The organism is Micromonospora violae (assembly GCF_004217135.1).
Lineage (GTDB): Bacteria > Actinomycetota > Actinomycetes > Mycobacteriales > Micromonosporaceae > Micromonospora > Micromonospora violae.
In genome coordinates this window covers 4,844,310-4,866,632 of record NZ_SHKK01000001.1, presented here as the reverse complement: position 1 = coordinate 4,866,632, position 22,323 = coordinate 4,844,310, and the positions used below count along the sequence as shown (strand labels likewise).

At 71.7% G+C, this 22,323-nt stretch carries 23 protein-coding genes; 14 read left to right on the top strand and 9 right to left on the bottom strand.

From position 1 onward, the window contains the following. Positions 1-152: 152 nt before the first annotated feature. Entirely contained in the window at positions 153-428 is a 276-nt protein-coding gene (locus tag EV382_RS21665) for a hypothetical protein (RefSeq protein WP_130404666.1), read from the bottom strand. Continuing rightward, a complete protein-coding gene (locus EV382_RS21660; RefSeq protein ID WP_130404664.1) occupies positions 425-700 on the bottom strand; it encodes a hypothetical protein in 276 nt (91 codons plus the stop codon). Before EV382_RS21660 ends, EV382_RS21665 begins: the two co-directional genes overlap by 4 nt. Before the next feature lie 489 nt (positions 701-1,189). Between EV382_RS21660 and EV382_RS21650 the strand changes: the two genes are divergently transcribed. From EV382_RS21650 to glmM, 9 genes are all read left to right on the top strand, one after another. Then, positions 1,190-1,957, top strand: a complete 768-nt coding sequence (locus EV382_RS21650; RefSeq protein ID WP_130404660.1) for a helix-turn-helix domain-containing protein — start codon at positions 1,190-1,192, stop codon at positions 1,955-1,957. Then, a complete protein-coding gene (locus EV382_RS21645; protein ID WP_130404658.1) occupies positions 1,948-2,148 on the top strand; it encodes a DUF397 domain-containing protein in 201 nt (66 codons plus the stop codon). The genes EV382_RS21650 and EV382_RS21645 overlap by 10 nt, the downstream gene beginning before the upstream one ends. A gap of 136 nt (positions 2,149-2,284) precedes the next feature. Then, positions 2,285-2,980 carry a class I SAM-dependent methyltransferase gene (locus EV382_RS21640; RefSeq protein ID WP_130404656.1) on the top strand — a complete coding sequence of 232 codons (696 nt, stop codon included), beginning with the start codon at positions 2,285-2,287 and terminating at the stop codon, positions 2,978-2,980. 89 nt (positions 2,981-3,069) lie between these two features. Next, entirely contained in the window at positions 3,070-3,327 is a 258-nt protein-coding gene (locus tag EV382_RS21635) for a DUF6364 family protein (protein WP_130404654.1), read from the top strand. Next, a complete protein-coding gene (locus EV382_RS21630) occupies positions 3,317-3,610 on the top strand; it encodes a hypothetical protein (protein ID WP_130404652.1) in 294 nt (97 codons plus the stop codon). The genes EV382_RS21635 and EV382_RS21630 overlap by 11 nt, the downstream gene beginning before the upstream one ends. 151 nt (positions 3,611-3,761) lie before the next feature. Continuing rightward, complete coding sequence (locus EV382_RS21625) at positions 3,762-5,144, top strand: MFS transporter (protein ID WP_130404650.1); 1,383 nt, start codon at positions 3,762-3,764, stop codon at positions 5,142-5,144. 209 nt (positions 5,145-5,353) lie between these two features. Continuing rightward, positions 5,354-5,797: a 50S ribosomal protein L13 gene (gene rplM, locus EV382_RS21620; RefSeq protein ID WP_007465158.1), complete on the top strand. Its 444-nt coding sequence runs from the start codon at positions 5,354-5,356 to the stop codon at positions 5,795-5,797. 20 nt (positions 5,798-5,817) lie between these two features. Beyond that, positions 5,818-6,291: a 30S ribosomal protein S9 gene (gene rpsI / locus EV382_RS21615; protein ID WP_130404648.1), complete on the top strand. Its 474-nt coding sequence runs from the start codon at positions 5,818-5,820 to the stop codon at positions 6,289-6,291. 117 nt (positions 6,292-6,408) lie between these two features. Next, on the top strand, positions 6,409-7,764 hold the full coding sequence (glmM, locus tag EV382_RS21610) for a phosphoglucosamine mutase (RefSeq protein WP_130404646.1): 1,356 nt from the start codon (positions 6,409-6,411) through the stop codon (positions 7,762-7,764). A gap of 14 nt (positions 7,765-7,778) precedes the next feature. Here the strand turns inward: glmM and EV382_RS21605 are convergent, their stop codons facing one another. After that, a complete protein-coding gene (locus tag EV382_RS21605; RefSeq protein ID WP_130404644.1) occupies positions 7,779-10,607 on the bottom strand; it encodes an FtsX-like permease family protein in 2,829 nt (942 codons plus the stop codon). 92 nt (positions 10,608-10,699) lie between these two features. On the opposite strand from EV382_RS21605, the gene EV382_RS21600 reads away from it, so the two are divergent. Further along, positions 10,700-11,332 carry a PadR family transcriptional regulator gene (locus EV382_RS21600; RefSeq protein WP_165435842.1) on the top strand — a complete coding sequence of 211 codons (633 nt, stop codon included), beginning with the start codon at positions 10,700-10,702 and terminating at the stop codon, positions 11,330-11,332. Between the two features lie 50 nt (positions 11,333-11,382). On the opposite strand, the gene EV382_RS21595 is transcribed toward EV382_RS21600, so the two are convergent. Together EV382_RS21595 and EV382_RS21590 are read right to left on the bottom strand one after the other, a co-directional pair. Continuing rightward, on the bottom strand, positions 11,383-12,129 hold the full coding sequence (locus tag EV382_RS21595; protein ID WP_130404640.1) for an ABC transporter ATP-binding protein: 747 nt from the start codon (positions 12,127-12,129) through the stop codon (positions 11,383-11,385). Between the two features lie 6 nt (positions 12,130-12,135). Next, the gene (locus EV382_RS21590) at positions 12,136-14,961 is read right to left on the bottom strand and encodes an ABC transporter permease (protein WP_165435841.1); all 2,826 of its coding nucleotides are present in this window, start codon (positions 14,959-14,961) and stop codon (positions 12,136-12,138) included. 73 nt (positions 14,962-15,034) lie between these two features. Here EV382_RS21590 and EV382_RS21585 point away from each other — a divergent pair, with 73 nt between their 5' ends. Further along, positions 15,035-15,667: a PadR family transcriptional regulator gene (locus EV382_RS21585; protein ID WP_130404636.1), complete on the top strand. Its 633-nt coding sequence runs from the start codon at positions 15,035-15,037 to the stop codon at positions 15,665-15,667. Here EV382_RS21585 and EV382_RS21580 read toward each other — a convergent pair. Both EV382_RS21580 and EV382_RS32870 read right to left on the bottom strand, forming a co-directional pair. Then, a complete protein-coding gene (locus tag EV382_RS21580) occupies positions 15,633-16,826 on the bottom strand; it encodes a pyridoxal phosphate-dependent aminotransferase (RefSeq protein WP_130404634.1) in 1,194 nt (397 codons plus the stop codon). The two genes, EV382_RS21585 and EV382_RS21580, sit on opposite strands and share 35 nt — an antisense overlap. Positions 16,827-16,869: 43 nt before the next feature. Further along, the gene (locus EV382_RS32870; protein WP_165435840.1) at positions 16,870-17,442 is read right to left on the bottom strand and encodes a hypothetical protein; all 573 of its coding nucleotides are present in this window, start codon (positions 17,440-17,442) and stop codon (positions 16,870-16,872) included. 443 nt (positions 17,443-17,885) lie between these two features. On the opposite strand from EV382_RS32870, the gene glmS reads away from it, so the two are divergent. Continuing rightward, positions 17,886-19,799, top strand: a complete 1,914-nt coding sequence (gene glmS / locus EV382_RS21575; RefSeq protein ID WP_130404632.1) for a glutamine--fructose-6-phosphate transaminase (isomerizing) — start codon at positions 17,886-17,888, stop codon at positions 19,797-19,799. Between the two features lie 59 nt (positions 19,800-19,858). Here the strand turns inward: glmS and EV382_RS21570 are convergent, their stop codons facing one another. Both EV382_RS21570 and EV382_RS21565 read right to left on the bottom strand, forming a co-directional pair. After that, positions 19,859-21,472, bottom strand: a complete 1,614-nt coding sequence (locus tag EV382_RS21570; protein ID WP_130404630.1) for an alpha/beta hydrolase — start codon at positions 21,470-21,472, stop codon at positions 19,859-19,861. After that, positions 21,469-21,765 carry a hypothetical protein gene (locus tag EV382_RS21565; RefSeq protein ID WP_130404628.1) on the bottom strand — a complete coding sequence of 99 codons (297 nt, stop codon included), beginning with the start codon at positions 21,763-21,765 and terminating at the stop codon, positions 21,469-21,471. Before EV382_RS21565 ends, EV382_RS21570 begins: the two co-directional genes overlap by 4 nt. Between EV382_RS21565 and EV382_RS32865 the strand changes: the two genes are divergently transcribed. Both EV382_RS32865 and EV382_RS21560 read left to right on the top strand, forming a co-directional pair. After that, a complete protein-coding gene (locus EV382_RS32865) occupies positions 21,764-21,907 on the top strand; it encodes a hypothetical protein (protein WP_165435839.1) in 144 nt (47 codons plus the stop codon). The two genes, EV382_RS21565 and EV382_RS32865, sit on opposite strands and share 2 nt — an antisense overlap. Before the next feature lie 32 nt (positions 21,908-21,939). Further along, entirely contained in the window at positions 21,940-22,308 is a 369-nt protein-coding gene (locus EV382_RS21560) for a holo-ACP synthase (protein ID WP_130404626.1), read from the top strand. The last annotated feature ends 15 nt before the right edge of the window (positions 22,309-22,323 follow it).

The window sequence follows — 22,323 nt, the reverse complement described above, 5'->3', positions numbered from 1 at the left end:
TCCTGTCAAGTGGGGCTCACACCGCACCGGGGCAGCGAGCGCGTTGGAGGGTGCGAGTCGGAGCCTTTGGAGCTGAATCGCTGACGACATCGGCGGTTGACTTGTTTGCGACATCAGCTCTGAAGGGCAGCGCACTTCCTCCTTGCGGGCGGTCAGCGCAGATCGGCCCGGCGTGGTCGGCGGGTGAGAGACAGCCAGCCCAGGAAACGGGCGTGCAGTGCTCGCGGGTCAGGACGAAGGCCCAGGGAGTACAGGTCGTCGATCGCGTCCTGCATGGTCGCCGCCAGGTAGAACGCCAGGGCGATCGAATGGCCGTAGAACTCGGTCGCGAGGTGCAGTTGAGCCGCCGAACACGGCCAGGGAGCGGCGCAGTTACGGCAGAGCCACGCCGGGCGCATCGGCTGGTGCGGACGAGGACGTCTGGTCATCCGACCCGCACCGGAGGGCGCTTGACGGGCCTGCGGGTGGTTGAGCGCGGGGCGGGCGGGTCCGGCCAGATCAGGCCCGCGGGCATCACGAACAGTGACCGGCGCGCGACTGCGTCGCCATTCGCGGCCAATTCGTAGGCGTCAATCCACAGCCACCCGTCGTACGTCGGCCAGTCCAGTACGCGAATCACGCGGACGAAGATCGGGCGGAAGAATTGCACACTCGCGGTGCGGGTCAGGTGCAGGACCTCACCCGTGCGCGGTGTCCGCACCGACCCGCTCGCGCGTTCACCGATCCGTCGCCGGGAGTGCGGGCGAGCCGGTTCGCCGCCCGCTGAGGAACGGCCCCCGGTGCCCAGGGCACGCCCGACGACGGCGGCCCGGCCGGTCATCGGCCTCGGTTCGGGCCTCGGTTCGGGCTTCGCTTCGGGCTTCGCTTCGGGCTTCGCTTCGGGCTTCGCTTCGGGCTTCGGATCGGGCGGCTTGTCCGGCACGGTGCTCCCCCTAGTCGTCCTGGGAAGGGGCCGCCTTTGCTGCTCGCCGCTCGAGATCTTGGACAGTTTCCGTTAGCCCGCCGAGCTAACGGAAACTGTCCAAGATCTACCCGGTGGGGCGAGGGCGGCCCCGGTACGAACGCGACCGCCGGGTTCGAGTCCCTACCGGCCGCGCCATCTGCCGGTTACATTGCCGAGAGCGATGGGATCAGTACACGACGTAGCTCTATTCCCAGGGACGTTCGGGACGTTCGTCTTGGAGGCGGGATGAATCATGCACTTCAGGCGGCCATGGCTGAAGCTGGCGAGACAGCCGAAAGCCTGGCAGCTCAGACGGGGGTGGATCCGAAGACGGCAGCGCGGTGGATAAGCCCGGGACGCGTGCCGCAGCCCCGTCGGCGCGCAAAGCTGGCCGCGCTCCTCGGGAGGGACGTTGGGGACCTCTGGCCGGATGTCCTCAAACGACGTGAGCCGCAATGGCTGCGCGAGTGGGTCGACTGGGAACGCGAAGCCCTTGCAATCCGCTGGTTCGAGCACACCTGGGTGCCCGGTCTTTTGCAGACTGAGTCGTATGCGCGGGCGACGTTGGCCGGCGAAGCGTTGACGATGGGCGAAGTCGACGATGTGGTCGCCTCCCGCATCGACCGGCAGGCCATCCTCCGCCGTGAACGCCCGCCCCTGCTGGTCGCGGTCGTGCACGAACTAGTCCTGTACCAGTCGGCATACGGCGACCGGTTGCTGATGCGTGAGCAGGTTGCCCATCTCGCCGCGTGCGCGGTTCTGCCCATGGTGCAGGTGCTCGTGGTGCCGCAGGACGTCGGGATGTATCCGGGCCTTGGTGGGGGCTTCATCGTGGCCGAGCTGCCCGACGGCGAGCAGGTCGCGCATATTGACAGCCAGGTGCGAGCGCAGATCGTGAATGGAACTGCGGACGTTGTTACGCTGAATCGCAGATGGGAACGCATCAGGAGCGAAGCCCTTTCCCGTCAACAGTCCCTCGACCTGATCAGGAAAGCAGCGGGATCATGGACCTGACCGGCGCACAGTGGCGTAAGAGCACGAAGAGCGGAAACAACGGAGGCTCGTGTGTCGAGGTTGCTGACAACATCCCTGGCGTTGTCCTCGTTCGTGACACCAAAGACCGCGACGGCGGGACGCTGACCTTCGAGCCGGCGGCATGGTCCGGCTTCGTCGACCTGGCGAAGTCAATCGGCCCCATCGGCTAACCAACGCAGCACGCACAGCCCTCGGTGTCCTGGATATCTCAGGAAGCCGGGGGCCTTTCGTGTGTTCGGGGTGCGCGGCTTTGACGCGGCAGCGCCTATAATATGGGAAATCTGTCTCAAATTATGGGAGGCTGCGATGGGCGTGACTGACGTCTTCGACGCGGTGGCCGGCACGTACGACGAGGCGCGGCGTCGGCTCATACCCTGCTTCGACAGCTTCTACGGCACCGCCGTCGCAGTGGCCGCGCCGCCGCTGCGGGCCGCGCTCGCCGCCGGGCGTACCCCGGAGGTGTTGGATCTGGGAGCGGGCACCGGGCTGCTCTCGCTGCTGCTCGCCGCGGCGGTGCCCGGAGTGCGGCTGACCCTGGTGGACGGCGCGCCGGCGATGCTCGCCCGGGCCAGCGAGCAGTTGGACGCCCGGGGTGTGCCGCACCGGACGGTCCGGGCCGACCTGGCCGACGAGTTGCCGCCCGGCCGGTACGACGCGGTGGTCAGCGCACTGGCGATCCACCACCTGGACGACGCCGGCAAGCGCGCGCTGTACGGGCGGGCCGCCGCCGTGCTGGCACCGGGCGGGGTGTTCGTCAACGCCGAACAGGTCGCCGGCCCGACCCCGGTGCTGGACCGGCGGTATGACGAGGTGTGGCTGGAGCGGATTGCCGAGCTGGGCGCGTCTCCCGACGAGATCGCGGGTGCCCAGGAGCGGATGCGCCACGACCTTCCGGCGACCGTGGCCGACCAGTGCCGGTGGCTCGCCGAGGCGGGCCTGGTCGACGTCGACTGCTACTTCAAGGAGTGGCGCTTCGCGGTGTTCGGCGGCCGGGTCGGGTAAACCCGGTGGAATGTGCGTTTCGTCGCCGGGGGAGGAGTCGGTGAGCGCGGGGATGACTGTCGGTCACACCGCTGGGTAATCTGCTCGGCATGACTGCCAAGGTGACTCTCTCGTTCACCGACGAGACGATCGAGGAGGCGCGGCGGTTCGCCAAGCGCGAAGGGCTGTCGCTCTCCGCGTGGATGGACCAGGCCGCCCGGGAGAAGGCGCTGCGCGAGGTCTTCACCGCGCATGCCGCCGCCGTGGGTCGCGCCAGCCTTGATCTGGAGTCCGCCGCTCTCGCCGACGCCCGCGAGGCGGGCATGGTCAACGACCTGTTCTCCGGCGGACGGCCGCGTGCTGCGTAGGGGTGAGATCTGGCGCATCGAGGGCGCCCGGGAACGCCTCGGTCTCGTGATCAGTTCGGACGTCTACAACTCCACCGACGTGCCCATCGTGATCGTGGCCGAGGTGGTGGAGGAGTCGCTGCTGCGAGACTCGCCGCTCGCCGTGTCGATGGGCCGGTACGTGGTGATGCCCGACCGGATCTCCTCACCCATGAAGAAGTGGTTCACCGGGTGCGTGGACGTCGCCGACACCGACACCATGCTCCGGGTCGGCCGCGCCCTGCGCATCCTCCAACAGCTCTGACCCGCCGGCCGCGCCGGCAGCTCTGGCGTGCTCACCACCGTCGCTGGCCGGTGGTGCGATAGCCGTTTCCGGCCCGACCCGCGACGGGCACTGCCAGGTAACCGGGCGTTCCTAGCGTTCGTCCTCGTCACATCGACGAGGAGGAGCCGCCGTGAGCACGCTCACCAGCACCGCAGTCACCGCCGAGCCGCCCGCCGTCACCGGCCGCCGGCAACCGCTGCACGACTGGCGCCCCGAGGACCCGGACTTCTGGGCGGCCGGCGGCGAATCGATCGCCCGGCGCAACCTCTGGGTCTCGATCTTCGCGGAGCACGTCGGCTTCTCGGTGTGGAGTCTCTGGTCGGTCACCGTGCTCTTCCTCGGCCCGGCGTACGGCATCGACCCGGCTGGGAAGTTCCTGCTCACCGCCGTGCCGGCCGCGTTGGGCGCGGTGCTGCGGCTGCCGTACACGCTGGCGGTGGCCCGCTTCGGCGGACGACGCTGGACGATCATCAGCGCACTGCTGTTGCTGGTGCCCGCCGTGCCGATGACGGTGCTGCTGGAACCGGGGGTGTCCTACTCCACCCTGATGGTCCTCGCCTGCCTCACCGGGGTCGGCGGCGGCAACTTCGCCTCCTCGATGGCGAACATCAACCTGTTCTATCCGCAACACCTCAAGGGGCGGGCGCTCGGGCTCAACGCTGGTGGCGGCAACCTGGGCGTACCCGCCGTGCAACTGGTCGGCCTGGCGGTCCTCGCCACCGCGGGCGCCGCGTACCCCCGGTTGGTGCCGGCGGTCTACCTGCCGCTGATCGTGCTGGCCGCGCTGGCGGCGGCCCGCTGGTTGGACACCGTGCCCGGGGCGCGCAACGAGCCGGGCGCGTTGCGCGCGGCGGCCCGTGACCCGCACACCTGGGTGATGTCGCTGCTCTACATCGGCACCTTCGGCTCGTTCATCGGCTTCGGTTTCGCCTTCGGCCAGGTGCTTCAGCTCCAGTTCGCCGAGCGGTTCCCCACCGCGGTCGACGCCGCCTGGTTGACTTTCCTGGGCCCACTGGTCGGCTCGCTGATCCGCCCGTTGGGCGGGCACCTCGCCGACCGGCTGGGTGGGGCCCGGGTGACGTTCTGGAACTTCGTGGCGATGGCGGCCGGCGCGAGCACGGTGCTGTACGCGGCCCGGGAGCGCTCCTTCGGGCTCTACCTGGCCGGGTTCATCGCTCTCTTCGTTTTCTCCGGCATCGGCAACGGCTCCACGTACAAGATGATCCCGGCGATCTTCCGGGCGCGGGCGGCGGACGCCGTGGCCACCGGCCAGCGTGATCCGGAGGCCGCCGCGCGGTGGGCGCGACGGATGACCGGCGCGTTGATCGGCATCGCGGGGGCGATCGGCGCCTTCGGTGGGGTGATGGTCAACATCGCGTTCCGCCAGTCGTTCCTGAGCTCGGGTAACGCCGACGCCGCCTACCTGGCCTTTATCGGCTGGTACGCGTTGTGCTTCGCGATCACCTGGGTCGTCTACCGTCGGCCGAGGGCGGGTCGGCTCGCTGGCGTGTGAGCCGGGTCACCCCCGGCGCGTCGCCGCGCGGCACCGTACCCCCGTTTTGACCTGCGGTCGGGGCGGCGGGTATCGTTGCCTGCTGTTGTACGACATCCAGAGGCGTGCCCCATCAGGTACGCTTGGTCGTTCGTGCGCGCTGGTCCGGCCTGCTAACTCTGGTCACCTCGGCGCGCGACCCCAGACCGACGACGAGACAAGGTAGACCTGTGCGTACGTACAGCCCGAAGCCGGGTGAGATCGAGCGTCAGTGGCACGTCATCGACGCCTCTGATGTCGTGCTGGGCCGCCTGGCCACCCACGCCGCCACGTTGCTGCGTGGTAAGCACAAGCCGACTTTCGCGCCGCACGTCGACACGGGCGACTTCGTCGTCATCGTGAACGCGGGCAAGGTTGCGTTGACCGGCAACAAGCGCCAGACCAAGGTCGCTTACCGCCACTCCGGTTACCCGGGTGGTCTGAAGCAGGTCGGCTACGACGAGCTGCTGACCAAGCGTCCCGAGCGGGCCATCGAGCTGGCTGTGAAGGGGATGCTCCCGCACAACAAGCTCGGCCGTCAGCTGATCAAGAAGCTGAAGGTCTACGCCGGTGCCGAGCACCCGCACCTCGCGCAGCAGCCGGTGCCGTTCGAGATCAAGCAGATCGCGCAGTGAGCGCGGGCGAAGGAAGCAGCATGACCGACATCATCGAGACCGAGGTCGCCCCGGAAGCCCCCGAGGCCACCGAGGCGCCGGCGCCCGTTGCCCGCGCGCCTCGTGGTGACCGGCCGATCCAGACCGTGGGCCGCCGCAAGGAGGCCATCGTCCGGGTCCGTATCGTCCCGGGCACCGGCAAGATCACCTGCAACGGTCGCGACCTTGAGTCGTACTTCCCGAGCAAGGTGCACCAGCAGCTCATCAAGGACCCGCTGGTCACCGCCGAGAAGCCCGAGCAGTTCGACGTCATCGCCAACCTGCGTGGCGGCGGCACCACCGGCCAGGCCGGTGCGCTGCGGCTGGCCATCGCCCGCGCGCTGATCGTCAACGAGCCGGACGACCGCCCGGCCCTGAAGAAGGCCGGCTTCCTCACCCGTGACGCCCGGGTCAAGGAGAGCAAGAAGTACGGCCTCAAGAAGGCCCGTAAGGCTCCCCAGTACTCGAAGCGCTGATCTTTCCCAGCGCGTTGTACTTCTGACGGACGGCCGGTCCGCCTCCCCACTGCGGGGAGGTGGGTCGGCCGTTCCGCTTTCTCCTCACAGGCAGTGCTCATTCGGAGGTTGGCGGGTATGGGTCGGTTGTTCGGCACGGACGGCGTACGCGGGCGGGCAAACGCGGACCTCACCCCGGAGTTGGCGCTGGCGCTCGCGGTGGCCGCCGCGCACACGCTCGCCGAGACGGACCGCAGCCATCCGCCGCTCGCCGTCGTCGGCCGGGACACCCGCGCCAGCGGCGAGATGCTGGAGGCCGCCGTTGTCGCTGGTCTGACCAGCGCCGGCGCGAACGTGGTGCGGGTCGGCGTGCTGCCCACCCCCGCGGTGGCGTTCCTCACCGCCGAAGCCAAAGCCGACCTGGGTGTGATGCTCTCCGCATCGCACAACCCGATGCCGGACAACGGCATCAAGCTCTTCGCCGCCGGTGGGCACAAGTTGCCCGACGAGATCGAGATGCAGATCGAGGCGGCCGTCGAGACGAACGCCACCACCGCCTGGGACCGCCCGATCGGCGCGGGTGTCGGCCGCGTGCACGACCTGCTCGACGGCGCCGACCACTACGTCCAGCACCTGGTGGGCACCATCCCGCACCGGCTCGACGGGATCAAGGTCGTGGTCGACTGCGCCAACGGCGCTGCCGCCGAGGTCGCCCCCGTCGCCTACCGGGAGGCCGGCGCGGAGGTCATCGCCATCCACGCCGAGCCCGACGGGCTGAACATCAACGACGACTGTGGCTCCAACCACATCGAGGCGCTGCGCGAGGCCGTGGTCGAGCACGGCGCGCACCTGGGCATCGCCCACGACGGCGACGCCGACCGCTGCCTGGCGGTCACCGCCGACGGCGACGAGGTGGACGGCGACCAGATCATGGCGATCCTCGCGCTGGCCATGCGGGACGCCGGCACGCTCACCCAGGACACCCTGGTGGCGACCGTGATGAGCAACCTCGGGCTACGGCTCGCGATGTCCGCGCAGGGCATCCGCCTGATCGAGACCAAGGTCGGCGACCGGTACGTGCTGGAGGAGCTGCGCGCCTCCGGGCTGGCGCTCGGCGGTGAGCAGAGCGGCCACATCGTCATGCCCGCCCATGCCACCACCGGCGACGGGGTGCTCACCGGTCTGCACCTGATGGCGCGGATGGCGGCCACCGGGCAGTCCCTCGCCGAGTTGGCCTCGGTGGTCACCAAGCTGCCCCAGGTGCTCATCAACGTGCCGGTCGGCGACCGCACCATCGGTGCCGCCGCGCCGGCCGTGCGCGCCGAGGTCGAGCGGGCCGAGGCGGAGCTCGGGGAGACCGGTCGGGTGCTGCTGCGCCCGTCGGGCACCGAGCCGCTGGTTCGGGTGATGGTCGAGGCGGCCACCGAGGCGACCGCCCGCGAGGTCGCCGAGCGGATCGCGGAGCTGGTCCGCACCGCGAGCCCGGTCGCCTGAGGTCACCTCCCTCGTCACTCCTCCGCGAGTAGCCGTGCGGTCGGGAGCCGGCGCAGCAACGCGGCCGGCACCAGCGCCGCCAGACAGGTGAGCAGCACCCCGCCGAGCGCCACGGCGGCAGCGACCATGATCAGGGCGGTCGGCAGACCACCGACCAGCCAGGCGGCCCCGGCGAGCCCGAGCCCCGCGCCGGCCACCGCCCCGAGCGTGCCGATGAGGAGCCCTTCGTAACCCACCAGGCGGCTCAGCTCGGTGTCCGTCCAGCCGACAGCACGCAGCGTGGACAACTCGGCGGCGCGGTCCCGGACGTTCAGGTACAGCACGTCGGCGACGGCACCCGCGCCCAGCACGACAGTGACGACTGCGGCCAGGGTGTCCGCGCCCCGTACGTTCAGTGAGACGGCGTCGCCGAGCAGATTGCCGACGATCGCGCCACGGAAGGCGTAGGCAGCGGCGCTGACCAGGGTCAACGCGGTCAGCCCGATGGCGAGCGCTCCGGCCCCGAGCAGGGTGCGCCCGGGGGTGCGGACCAGGTTGACCAGGGCCATCCCGAACAGGTTGCGGGGCCGCCGCACCCACCGGGCCGGGGCGACCATGGGCCGCAGCGCGGCGGCCGGGTGCGCGCCCGCAGCCCGCAGCGCTGGGACCACGCCCGCCACCAGCGCCAGCAGCAGAGCCACCGGTACGGCGAGCGCTGCCTGATACCAGCTGATCTCGATGCCCAGCGCGGCGGCCAGGGGCAACGCCAGCCCGAGGGCCAGCAGACCGGCGGCGAGCCCCAGCGCGGCCACCTCGCCGAGGACCAGCGCCGCGATCCGCCGGGCTGACCAGCCCAGGCAGGCGAGTACCGCCAGTTCGGGGCGGCGGTCCCGGACGGCGGCGGAGACCGCGTTGCCGAGGAACAGCGCGCAGACCACCAACACCAGCCCGAACAGAACGAGGCTCTTACGGTCGACCGCCTTGGTGATGACCGAGGCGATCCCGAGTGCGGACCACGGTTCGGCCAGCCGCAGGTCGGGCCGGCCCAACGAACCCGCAGGCAGCTCGATGGTCTGCGGGGCGGGGGACGAGCCGATGGTGAGATCGACGTCCAGCCCGGTCGTGTCGGCGATCCGCTCGGCGATGAGTCGGACCCGCTCGGCGGACCGTTCGGTGTAGCCGGCGACGTCGGCGACCCGGATCCGGATCGCGCTGATCGGCGCCGTCCGGGTGGGGCTGGGGCTGCCCTCCATCAGCTTCGGCACCGCCGCCAGGCTGGTGAGCAGCAGGGGCGGCGCGGAGACGTAGCCGGCCGGGTTGCCGCTCGGTTCCAACGGCTGGCCGCCCAGGGCCTGGCGGCTGCGCTCGTCCGCGCCGTCGAGGCGTGGCGGCTCGTACGTCTCCAGCGGCAGCCGGGACAGGTCGCTGAAGCCGCTCAACTTCTCGGGATCGAAGATGCCGACGGTCCGCCAGTTCCGAACCTGGTCGATTGTTGCGCCTGTCGGCTGCATGGGGACCGAGGTCAGCGGGCGGAAGCCGGTGTCGTCGGCCGACCACGGACGTCCGTTGAAGTTGTACATGTTCTCGGTGCCGAAGGTCTTGGCCGCCAACGGCGCTCGGGTGACTGCGCGGAGGGTGCCGTCGGGGAGTCGGTCGTACTCCGGGGCACCCGCTTGAAAGATCGTCTGCAACTCGCCCCAGCAGCAGCCGGTCGGGGAGATCCCCGCGGCCAGCAGGTCGAGGTACCCGTCGGCGAGCGCGTACTCCTCGGTCCCGACCTTGACCCCGGTGGCGCCGGACAGCGCCTGCTCCAGGTCGGGGATGCTCAGCCCGGCGGGGCGCGCCTGCGGCAGCCGGGTGAGGGCGGACCGCACGGTGGCGTCCAGGTAGGGGCGGCTGGTGCTCAACACCGGGATGGACCGCTCGGGCACATGCATGGGGAGATGGGTGTCGATGGCCGTGTCGTCGGGTCGCAGAGCGCGGCCCTCGATCACCGCGTCGTCGAGGCCGACGAGCCGCTGCTCCGCGTCGGGGTCGACGGCGGCCAGCAGGAACGGCACCGTCACCCGGTAGGTGGCCACCAGTTGGTCGGTGGCGACGCGCTCGGCGCGACCGGACAGCCAGCGGTTCTGTTCAAAACGTCCATCGGGCAACAGTCGAACGGTGTCGACGCTCCAGTTCTCCCGTTCGGAGGTCCATCCATCGTCCGACGACCTCCCGATCGTGTGTGGGTTGCAGATCGGCTGGGTCCGCCCGTCCGGAAGCACCTCCCGTGGGACATCCCCGCACTGCAGGTCGTACGGGTACATCCGGCCGTCCGAGTACGGGATCGAGGAGGCGTTCGGGTCGCCCCCCTCGGGGTAGAGCAGCGGGCGCTTGGTCACGTACACGTAGCGTGGACGGCTCGGGGCCGTGGAGAGCCCTCGTTCGGCGGTGAAGGTGGGGTCGACCCGGATGACCTGCTGGTCCAGGGAACGATCGACCGCGTCGGTCAGGTCGAACCGGACCGACACGGACGAGGTCGAGTAGCCCAGCATGGCGATCGGCGCGGCCACGTCAACGCCGGCGACCTGTTTCACCTGCTCGTACTGCGCGGGAGTGATGCCGCCGAAGAGGCCGGAGAGGTAGTTCGGGCGAACCAGTCCACGTTCGACCTCCAGCGGCGTGCGTGCCCCGTGGGGACGGACGAGGATGTCGTAGGCGGCCCGGGTGTCGCGTTCGACCGCGCCGGTGACCTCGAGGCGGGAGGTGGTGGTGGCGCCGGTCAGGACGACGAAGCCGGTGGTCGCCACCAGCACGCCCGTCAGCAGCGCCGCCGACCGACCAGCACGGCCGCGTAGCTGCGCCCAGATGAACCCGAGCATGTTGTGCCTCCCCGTGTGCTTCCCACACTCTGCGCGTTACATTGTCACAATGCAAGGCCTGACCCGGTCGGTCAGTGGGATCGGAGGAGACAGTGGCGATCCAGCACGCGGTCCTCGCGTTACTCGTGCGCGGCCCAAGCTACGGCGATGAGTTGAAGAGCGCCTTCGAGGCCGCCGCCGGTCCACAGTGGGGGCCACTCGACATCGGCTACCTGTACCAGATCCTCGATCGGCTCTCCCGGGACAGCCTGGTCGTCGCCGAGCGGCAGGCCCAGCAGGTCAAACCCGACCGGGTGGTCTACCAGATCACTCCCGCCGGGCGGGCCGAACTCGGCCGCTGGCTCGACGAGCTGAGCCCACGCAGTGGCGGCTTCCGGGACGACTTCTTCCGCAAAGTCACCGCGGCGGCCCGATCGGGTTCCGCGCAGACCGCCCGCACCGTGCTCAGCAACCAACGCGGCTATCTGCTTCGGGAGTTGCGCAATCTCGACGGGTTGCGCCGCCAGGCAGCCGACGCGGTGGTGGGGCTGCTGCTCGCCGCAGCGAGCCGGCACGTCGAGGCGGACCTCGCCTTCGTCAACGATGCCGAGGCGGTGTCATCCGCCGACGGCGGCGCGTTGCTCGCCACCCTGGCGGTCACACCGTCGGAGGCCGGGTCGTCCGCTGTCGACGCATCCTCGCCCCCATCGGCGGACGGCACCGGCCCGGCCCACGCCGCCGGCTGACCCCGCCGGTCAGCGACGCTCGGCCATACCGCGCAGTCGGCTGACCGGCGTCACAACCGCAGTTGGGTCGCCCGTCCGTACGTGTCGGCTGGGTCTTCGCCGTCGGTGAGGTCGAGGTCCTCGGCCACGCGTCCGTCGGTCAGTCGGACCAGTCGGTCGCAGCGGGCGGCGATGGCTTGTTCGTGGGTGGCGAGCAGGATAGTCATGCCGTGCTGGTCGCGGAGGTCGAGCAGCAGGTCGAGGATCTGGCTGCCGGTGGTGGAGTCGAGGTTGCCGGTGGGTTCGTCGGCCAGCAGTAGGCCCGGCGCGCCCATCAGTGCGCGGGCGATGGCGACCCGTTGCTGCTGGCCGCCGGAGAGCTGCGCGGGTAGGGCGCGCTCCCGCCCGGTGAGGCCGACCGCGTCGAGTAGTTCGCGGGCTCGGGTGGTGTGGTCGGTGCGGCCCCGGCGGGGGAGGACGGGCGCGATCACGTTGTCCAGGACGGTGAGCGCGGGCAGCAGGTGGTAGCGCTGGAACACGAATCCGACCCGTTGCCGGTAGCGGGCCAGCGCGGCCCGACGCAGCGAGGTGATCTCCACGTCGTCGACCGTGACGGTGCCGCTGTCGGCCTGCTCGATCGCACCGATCAGGTGCAGCAGTGTCGACTTGCCCGACCCACTCGGCCCGGTCAGCGCCACCACCGACCCGGCCGCGATCTCCAACGACACGTCGTCGACCGCGGTCAGTTGGTCCGCGCCGGCGCCGAATCGTCGGGTCAGGTGGTCGACCGAGATCGCGCTACCGATCTGCTCGCTCATGAACTGCTACTCCTCTGCCAGAAGTCGGGCGGGTCGTAGGCGCGGCAACAGGGCGGTGGGCACCAGCGCGGCGGCGGCGCTCACCAGCGCGCCCGCCAGCGCGACCAGCGCGGCCACCAAAAGCAGCACGCCGGGAAGGGCGCCGATCAGCCAACCCGCGCTGGCCAGGCCAATCGCAGCGCCGGTCGTCGAGCCGACAAGCCCCAGCGCCAGCCCTTCGTAGCCGACGAGCCGGCCGAGTTCGGCGTCCGTCCAGCCGATCGCCCGCAGGGTGGCCAACTCGGCGGCCCGGTCACGGATGTTCAGGTAGAGCACGTCCGCCACCGCGGCGGCACCGAGCAGCACGGTGGCCGCGGCGGCCACGGTGTCCGCGCCGCGCACGCTCAGTGAGACCACGTCGCCGAGCAGACTGCCGACGATCGCGCCCCGGAACGCCCACGCTGCGGCGGTGACCAGCGTCAGCGCGGCCACCCCGATCGCCAGCGCTCCGGCGCCGAGGAACGTGCGCCCGGGGGTGCGGGCCAGATTCACCAGCGCCAACCCGAAGAGGGTGCGTGGCCGGCGTACCCAGCCGGCGGGAGCGACGATCGGGCGGAGGGCGGCGGCCGGGTGGGTGCGCGCGGCCCGCAGCGCCGGCACCAGGCCCGCGGCCACCGCGAGCAGCAGGGCGACGGGTACGGCCAGGGCGGCGCGCCGCCAGTCGACGTCGATGCCAAGCGCGATGCCCAGCGGAATCGCGAGGACCAGCGCGAGCAGACCGGCGACGAGCCCGAGCAGGGCGACCTCGCCCAGGATCAGCGCCGCGATGCGGCGGACCGGCCAGCCGAGACAGGAGAGCACCGCCAGTTCGGAGCGCCGGTCGCGGACGGCGGCGCTGACCGCGTTGCCGAGGAAGAGGACGCAGACCACCAGGACCAGCACAAAGAGCACCATGCTCTTGCGGTCCACCGCCTGGGTGATGACCGATGCCACGCCGAGTGCCGACCAGTTCTCGGTCAGCCGCAGCATCGGCCGGCCGAACGAGCCGGCGGGCAGCTCCACGGTCTGCGGCGCCCCCGACGAGCCGAGTGTGATGTCGACGTCCAGTCCGGTGCGTGCCGCGATCTGCTCGGCGACCAGTCGGACCTGCTCGGCCGACCGCTCGCTGTAGCCGCCCACGTCGGCCACCCGTACCCGGATCGCGCTGATCGGGGCCTTGGCCTGTGACCCGCCGCCACCCGTCAGGAGTTTCGGCACGCTGCCGAGGTTGGTGAGGAGCAGCGGCGGCGCGGAGAGATAACCGGCCGGATTGCCGCTGGGGGTCAGCGGCTGACCGCCGAGCGCTGCCCGGCTGCGGTCGTCGGCACCCTCTGCCGTCGGTGCCTGGTAGGTCTCCAGCGGCAGTTGGCCGAGGTCACTGAACCCGGCCAGCCGGCCCGGATCGAAGACGCCGACGGCTCGCCAGAAGCGATTGGGGGTGCTCGCGCCGGTGGGTAGCGGCAGCGCCCGGATCGATCGGGAACCGGTGTCGTCGGCGAGCCAGGGTCGGGGCAGCGGGTTGAACGTCTCCATCCTGCCGTACACCTGGGGGTCGCCGGGCGGTTGTGGGCGGGCCCGCAGGCTGCCGTCGGGTAGCTGGTCGTACTGCACCTCGGCCGACTGAACGACCGTCTGAAGTTGGCCGCGGCAGCACCCGGCCTGGAGAAGCTCCTCGGCGAGCATCGCCCCGTGCCCGGCGGTGAGGTCGTACCGACCGGACCCGGCGGGAGTGCCCGCGGGGCGGCTCAACGTCTCCTCCAGGTCGATCACCTCCACCCCTGCGGGGCTGATCGCGAGCCGGCTGAACCTGGCCGTCAGCGACACGTCGATGAAGGGTCGGTTGGTGACGAGGACCGGGATCTGGTGGTAATCCACTGTGCCCCCGCGATTGACGGCGACCGTGTCGTCGGTGCGGATGGATCGACCCGTGACCACGGCGTCGTCGAGTCCGACGAGTTGTTCCTCGGCAGCTGGGTCCACAGCGGCCAGGAGGAACGGCACGGTCAGGTCGTACGCCATCACCAGGCGGTCGCTGGGTGCCGAGGTGTTGTCCCGGTCGGTAGCGAGGACGGAGGAGTCGGCTTGGAACCGGCCGTCGGGCCGCAGGTGGACGGCGTGCAGGGACCAGTCCTCGCGCTCGGAGTAGGTGCCCGGGTTGCCCAGCAGCGCGTATCCCGGATCGCAGATGGGGAGGCTGCGCCCGTTCGGCTGCACCTCACGGGGGACCGGCCCGCAGGTGTCCGACGCGGGGTAGGACCGCCCATCGGAGTACGGCACGGCGGCACTGTCGAAGCCCTGTTCGATCCGGGGGTAGATCAACGGCTTCGTGGTCACGTACACGTACCGGGGTTTGCCTGGTGCGCTGGAGAGACCGCGTTCGGCGTGAAAGGTCGGGTCGACCCGGATGACCTGCTGGTCCAGCGAGCGGTCGACGGCCTCGGTCAGGTCGATCGGCGTCGGCAGCAGAGTGGTGGAATAGCCGAGCATCGCGATCGGGGCCGCCACCTCGATGCCGGGGACCTGCTTCACCTGCTCGTACTGCTCGGTGGTGATGCCGCCGAAGAGCCCGGAGAGATAGTTGGGGCGGACCAGCCCGCGCTCGGCCTCCAGCGGCGTGCGGGTCCCGTGCGGACGCACCAGGATCTCGTAGGCCACCTGGGTGTTGCGCTCGACGGTGCCAATGACGTCCAGGTGAGAGGTGGTGGTGGCGCCAGTCAGGACCACGAAGCCGGTGGTGGCCACCAGCACGCCGGCCAACAACGCCACCGACCGCCCCGCACGACCGCGCAGCTGCCTCCAGATGAAGCCAAGCATCGCGCCTCCCCGTGTGCTGGCTCCCACTCTGCGCGATACATTGTGACAATGCAAGACCCGTACCGGAGGTGACATGGCGATCCAGCACGCTGTCCTCGCGCTGCTCACTGGTGGCCCCAGCCACGGCTACCAGCTCAAGAGCGCGTTCGAGGCCGCCGTCGGCCCACAGTGGGGCCCGTTGAACATCGGTCACCTCTACCAGATCCTCGACCGGCTCTCCCGGGACGAGTTGGTCGTCGCCGAACGGCAACCGCAGCCGATCAAACCGGATCGGGTGGTCTACGAGATCACCCCTGCCGGCCGCGCGGAGTTGGCCCGGTGGCTGGCCGAGCCGAGCCCCCGCAGCGGCGGATTCCGGGACGACTTCTTCCTCAAGGTCACCGCCGCCGCCCGGTCAGGCTCCGCGGCGACGGTTCGCGCGGTGCTGAGCAACCAGCGTGGGCACCTGCTGCGCGAACTGCGCAACCTGGACGGCCTGCGGCGTGCCGCCGAGGACCCGGTGGTCGGGTTGCTGCTCACCGCGGCCAGCCGGCACGTGACCGCGGACCTGTCGTTCGTGGACGACGCCGAGTCGGCGCTGCTCGGTGACGAAGGCCAACTGCTCGCCCGACTCGCGGCGGCGGTGGCGGATCAGTCGGCTACCGACCCGGAGCCGATCGACTCTGGGCGGGTCAGCGGCTCGGGGCCAGAGCGCGCAGCCGGGTGACCGCCTCGCTCAGCACCTCGGGACGCTTGCAGAAGGCGAACCGGACCAGCCGCCGCCCCGCGTCGGTGTCGTCGTAGAAGACCTGCGTGGGCACCGCCACCACACCGCAGCGCTCCGGCAGCGACCAGCAGAACTCCACCCCGTCCCGGCCACCGAGAGCGGTGATGTCGGCGGTGACGAAGTATGTCCCCTCCGAGTCGAGCACGTCGAAACCGGCGTCGGTGAGACCACCGACGAGCTGGTCACGCCGCTGCTGGAGGCTGTCCCGGAAGCCGGTGTAGTAGTCGTCCGGCAGGGCCAGCGCCACGGCCACCGCCGGTTGCAGTGGCGCGGCGTTGACGTAGGTGAGGAACTGCTTCACCCGCAGCACCGCCGAGACCAGCGCCGCCGGGCCGCTCGCCCAGCCGACCTTCCACCCCGTGCAGGAGAACGTCTTGCCGGCCGACGAGATGCGCAGCGTCCGCTCCCACATCCCGGGCAGGCTGGCCAGCGACACGTGTGGGCTCGCCGCGTCGGTGAAGACCAGGTGCTCGTACACCTCGTCGGTGACCGCGTACGTGCCGAACTCCTGGCACAACTCGGCGATCTGCGCCAACTCGGCCGGGGTGAAGACCTTGCCGGTCGGATTGTGCGGTGAGTTGAGCAGCACCAGCCGGGTGCGGGGGCCGAACGCCGCGCGCAGCGCTGCCGGGTCGAAGGCGTACCGACCGTCGGCCGATGGGCGCAGCGTCACTGGCCGGCGGACCGCGCCGGCCAGTGCGATCGAGGCGGCGTACGAGTCGTAGTACGGCTCGAAGCAGACCACTTCGTCGCCCGGTTCGCAGAGGGCGAGGATGCTCGCGGCCACCGCCTCGGTCGCGCCGGCCGTGATCACGATCTCGCTGTCCGGGTCGTACGCCAGGTCGTGGAACCGCCGCTGATGGGCGGCGACCGCCGCACGCAGGGCGGGGATCCCCGGGCCGGGCGGGTACTGGTTCTGCCCGCCACGCAGCGCCTCGGCGGCGGCGGCCAGCATCTCCGGCGGACCGTCGGTGTCGGGAAACCCCTGGCCGAGGTTGACCGCGCCGGTGCGCACGGCGAGGGCGGACATCTCGGCGAAGATCGTCGTGCCGAACGGCCGCATCCGGGCCACCAGCGGGTCGACATCGGTGCTCGTCATCACCCGCGCCAGCCTACGGCCACCCACTGCCCGAGCCCTAGCGTCACCTGGCTCTCACCGTCGACCCCGATGCTGGTTCGTCGGGAACGACCCAGGGCTCCTCGGAGAACGAGTCCTGACTGCCGTCGTCGAGCAGCAGGCTGCCCGCGCAGAGGCAGCCGCAGACGGCCAGCACCAGCGCCACGAAGACGGCGATGACGATCCCGACCGCCCGGCCGCTGTGCGTGGTCGGAGCGCCGCCGGCCTGGGGAGGGCCGGGGTAGGCGTACGGCGGCGGATAACCGGGCGGGGGCGGATACCCGGGCGGGGGCGGATACCCGGGCGGGGGCGACCACCCGCCGGGCGGCCCGGTGGGCGTGGGCCAGCCGGTGGGCGTGGGCCAGCCGGTGGGCGGCAACCCGGTTGGCTGCGGCCAGGTGGCGGCCGGCGGGTAGGTCGGCGGCTCGCCGCTGGGCGCGGGGCCCTCGTCGGGCGTGGGCCAGCCGGGTGACGGTGGCCCGGCGGGCGTCGACTCGGAGGCATCGGGTGGCGAGGGCGGCGTCCCGGGCGCGGCGGGCGGTTGGGGCGTCCACTGGGTCGCCGGCGGCGGCGGTGCCCACGGCGCGGACGGTGGCACCGGCGTCCACGGTGCTGGTGTCCACGGTGCCTGTGGTGCCCAGGGTTGGCCCGGGGCCAGTGGGTCGGGTGGCGGGAACTGAGCCGCCGGCGGTGCTGCCGGATCTGCGGCCGGAGAGCCCGCGCCCGGGGGCCCCGACGCGTTGCCGGCTGGCGGGTCCGGTGGGGGAGCGGGGGACGGATCGGGCGGGGGCGCGTCGGACATGGCTGCTCCGGGCGGGAGTGGGTATGGGACGAACGAGCCGTGGAGCGGCACGCCGAACCCGCCGAGAGACTGTCGTACCCGAAGGCGTGCCGCAACCCCCTCGTCCCCGGCGGACCCGAGGTGGGCCGCGTAGGTCGTCCCGGTTTGCGGCCCGCCGGCCCTCGATCGCTCAGATTCCGTGATTGATAACCCGACTTTCGAGCACACATCATGAGTGAAACTGGGTTAGGCTGCGGGCCATGTGTGGAATCGTGGGATACGCGGGCGCACGCCCCGCACTCGGCATCGTCCTCGACGGGCTGCGGCGGCTGGAGTACCGCGGCTACGACTCGGCAGGCGTCGCGATCGTCTGCGAGGATCAGCTGCTGACCGAGAAGAAGGCCGGCAAGCTGGCCAACCTGGAGAAGGTGCTGTCCGAGCGGGCCGCCGACGACCCGACCTCCTGCGCGGCCAGCCCGATCGGCATCGGTGACGGCACCACCGGCATCGGGCACACCCGGTGGGCCACCCACGGCGGCCCGACCGACCGCAACGCCCACCCACACGTCGCCGCCGACGGGCGGGTCGCGGTGATCCACAACGGCATCATCGAGAACTTCGCCAAGCTCCGCGCCGAGCTGGAGGCCGACGGCGTCCAGTTCAGCAGCGACACCGACACCGAGTGCGCCGCGCACCTGCTCGCCGCCGCACTGGCCGAGCTGCGCGCGGCCGGCCAGCCGGACAGCCCGCAGCTGCTCTCCGCCGCCATGCGGGTGGTCTGCCAACGGCTGGAGGGCGCGTTCACCCTGCTCGCTGTGGACGCCGCCGTGCCCGGTGCGGTCGTCGGCGCCCGCCGCAACTCGCCGCTGGTGGTCGGCCGGGGCGACGGGGAGAACTACCTGGCCAGCGACGTTGCCGCGTTCATCGAGCACACCCGGGAAGCGGTCGAGCTGGGCCAGGACCAGATCGTGCTGATCACCAGCGACACCATCGAGATCACCGACTTCGAGGGCCAGCCCGCCGCCGGCAAGGACTTCCACATCGACTGGGACTCCTCTGCCGCGGAGAAGGGCGGCTACGACTGGTTCATGCTCAAGGAGATCGAGGAGCAGCCGCAGGCCATCGCCGACACGCTGCTCGGCCGGCTCACCGAGAGCGGAGAGATCGCCCTCGACGAGGTCCGCCTCAGCGACCAGGATCTGCGCGACGTCGACAAGATCTTCATCGTGGCCTGCGGCACGGCGTACCACGCCGGCCTGGTCGCCAAGTACGCCATCGAGCACTGGACCCGGATCCCGTGCGAGGTGGAGCTGGCCAGCGAGTTCCGCTACCGCGACCCGGTGCTCGACCGGTCCACGCTGATCGTGGTCATCTCGCAGTCCGGCGAGACGATGGACACCCTGATGGCGCTGCGCCACGCCAAGGACCAGAAGGCCCGGGTGCTGGCGGTCTGCAACACCAACGGCTCGACCATCCCGCGCGAATCCGACGCCGTGCTCTACACCCACGGTGGGCCGGAGATCGCCGTCGCCTCCACCAAGGCGTTCCTCACCCAGGTCGTCGCCTGCTATCTGATCGGCCTGCACCTGGCCCAGGTGCGCGGGATCAAGTTCGCCGACGAGGTGGGCGCGGTGGTCGCGCAGTTGCAGGAGATTCCCGGCAAGCTGCGCGAGCTGCTCGACCGGATCGAGCCCGTCCGCGAGCTGGCCCGGGAGCTGAAGTCCGAGCCGACGGTGCTGTTCATCGGCCGGCACGTCGGCTACCCGGTGGCCCTGGAAGGTGCGCTGAAGCTCAAGGAGTTGGCGTACATGCACGCCGAGGGCTTCGCGGCCGGTGAGCTGAAGCACGGCCCGATCGCCCTGATCGACAAGGGCACCCCGGTGATCTGCGTGGTGCCTTCGCCGGTCGGCCGGGGCATGCTGCACGACAAGGTCGTCTCCAACATCCAGGAGGTCCGGGCCCGTGGCGCGCGGACCATCGTCATCGCGGAGGAGGGCGACCAGGCCGTCGTCCGGTACGCCGACCACCTGATCTACGTGCCGCGGACGCCCACCCTGTTGGCCCCGCTCGTCACGACCGTGCCGTTGCAGGTGCTCGCCGCCGAAATCGCCGACGCCCGGGGGCACGACGTGGACCAGCCCCGCAACCTGGCCAAGTCGGTCACCGTCGAGTAACCACCGTTCACCTCCCGGAACCCCGGTCACCGCACCCCACGGCGGCCGGGGTTCCGTCGTCACAGCGGGCGGCCCAGCACGACCCGGGCCATCCCGTCCAACGCCGGGTTTCCCGCCTCCCAGTAGCCGGTGTGCCCACCGCGACCACTCGGGAACACCCGCCCACCGAAACCGGGGTCGGCCGGGTCGTGACCGAACCACAGCTCGTGCCCCGTGCGACCGGGCCAGCCCAGCACCGCGGCGAGCGGTGCCGCGCCGAACAGGGCCCGTCGCCCCAGCTCGTCCACGGGCCGAGCCGCCCGGATCACGTCGTCGGGAGCGCTGCTCGCCCAGACCTCCCCCGGTGGCACGCCCAACTCGGCGGCGTGCGACGTGCCCACACCGGGCGAACCCACGAAGATCAGCGCGTCGGCGGCGAGCCCGTGCTCCCGGGCCGCCACACCCACCACCAGCGACCCGTAGCTGTGCCCGAGCACGGTCTGCCGGGCCGGTGGCCCGTCGTGGCTGACGCGCAGCCCCTCCTGGAAGCGGTGCAAGGCCGGGCCGGCGTCCCGGGCCTGACCCGCCGAAGCGGCCTCGGTCAGCAGATCCGGGGCGTCGTAGTCCAACCAGAGCACCGCCGCGCTGCGCTCACCCGGGGCGAGCGCCGCGCACCGGCCCAGCACCCGGGCCGCCCTGCCCAGCTCGCCGGGGGCGTCGTCCAGGCCGGCGGTCATCCCCGGCACATAGGTCAACACCCGGTCGGCGTGGTCCGGGTCGCCGAGCGCCACCACCGCCCGCCCCTCACCGGCCGGATCCAACCCGAGCAGGTACGCGCGCGGCGCACCGCCGGACGTCAGCCGCTCGACCAGCGCGTCCAGGCCGGCCAACCGTCCGGACACCCCGTGCAGCCGGATCGCCGCGAGCGGCCCCGGCGGCACCCGGGACAACAGCCGACGCCGCTCGGCCAGCAACTCCGCCCGCCAGCCGTCGAGCCGCAACCGATTGGCCTGGTCGCGGGCGGCCGCCGGCAGCCCATCCAACCGGCCGACCAGGGCCGGCTCACGGCCGATCAACCACCGTCGCTGCGCCGGGGTCAACCCGGACCACCAGGCGCTCACCAGCGCGGGCGCGGCACCCGGGGCCGGTCGGCCCGGCGGCGGTGGGGACGCCCAGCCGGTGTCGGCGGCCCGGGCCAGCTCAGCCAACCGGTCGGCGGCGACCCGGTCGGCCGCCGCCGCCCCGTCGAGCGCGGCCCCCAGGGCCGCGGCCACCCCAGCCGCCGCCATCGCCGCCGCTGCCACACCTGCCCGGTCGGTGGGCCGGACCCGGGCGGGATCGAGGTGCACCCGGCCCGAGCGGTCCACCAGCAGGCCGGCCGCATCGGCCTGCGCGACCGCCTCGGTGAGCCGTGCCTTCGCCCCGGCCAGCCGACCGGCCAACTCGGCCAGCACCTGGTCGACCTCGATCAGCGCGGGTGCGACCGACGCCAGCTCGTCACGGAGACCGGCGAGCCGGGTGTCCGCCGCCGTGGCTGCCCCGCCCGACCAACCGCCCCGCAACCGCCCTCCGCTGGTCCGCAGCCCGTCGACGCGCCGGTCGAGCGGCCCGCTCAAACCCGCCCACGCCGCACCGGCGGTCCGCCACCCGTCCGGGTCGACAGCCCACAGCTGTCGGTAGCCGACGCCGCTCACCGGGGCAGCGCGGCGAACCGGTCGGCGGCCCGGTCGTCCACCGTCTCGTACGCCTCGGCAGATGCCCGAACCCCGTCGGAGGCCGCCGCGACCCGGGCGCCCAGCCGGCAGAACCAGGCGTGCCCGGCCGCCTCCAACCCGGCCAGGGCCGCGCCCGCTCGCCAGTCGGGCGCCGCCACCACCAGCCCGGGAGACCCCGCGAGGCCAACCGCCAACCGGCGCGCCTCGTCGTCGAGCAGGACGGCCACCGCCCGCAACTCCTCCGGCCGGACGGCTAACGGCTCGTCGGTCATGACCACACCCCCGTGGACGATCGGCATCGACGCGCTGACGCTAAGCGCGTACCAGCAGGTGCGGGATGCCATGTGGACAGCCGACGTCGCCGCGTACCCCGGGCTGTCCACAGGCGTTGCCCAGCGCGAGCCCGACGGCTAATCTGCGGCCCGCACCGCCGGTAGGGTGGTGTGGTGATCGTCGCTGTCGGCATCGACGTCGTCCTGGTCGACCGGTTCGCCCGGGCCCTGGCACGGACGCCGCTGCTCGCCGGCCGGCTCTTCACCGAGGCCGAGCGGCACACCCGCGCCGGCAACCCGCGCTCGCCCGAGTCGCTCGCCGCCCGGTTCGCCGCCAAGGAGGCGGTGGCCAAGGCGCTCGGCGCCCCGGCCGGGCTGAACTGGCACGACTGCGAGATCGTGGCCGACCCGGATGGCCGCCCCTGGCTGGCGGTCTCCGGCACGGTCGCGGCGGCAGCCGAGGCGCGCGGGGTCAACCACTGGCATCTCTCGTTGTCGCACGACGGCGGGATCGCGTCGGCGATGGTGGTCGCGGAACGATGACGTCGGCCGGGCGGG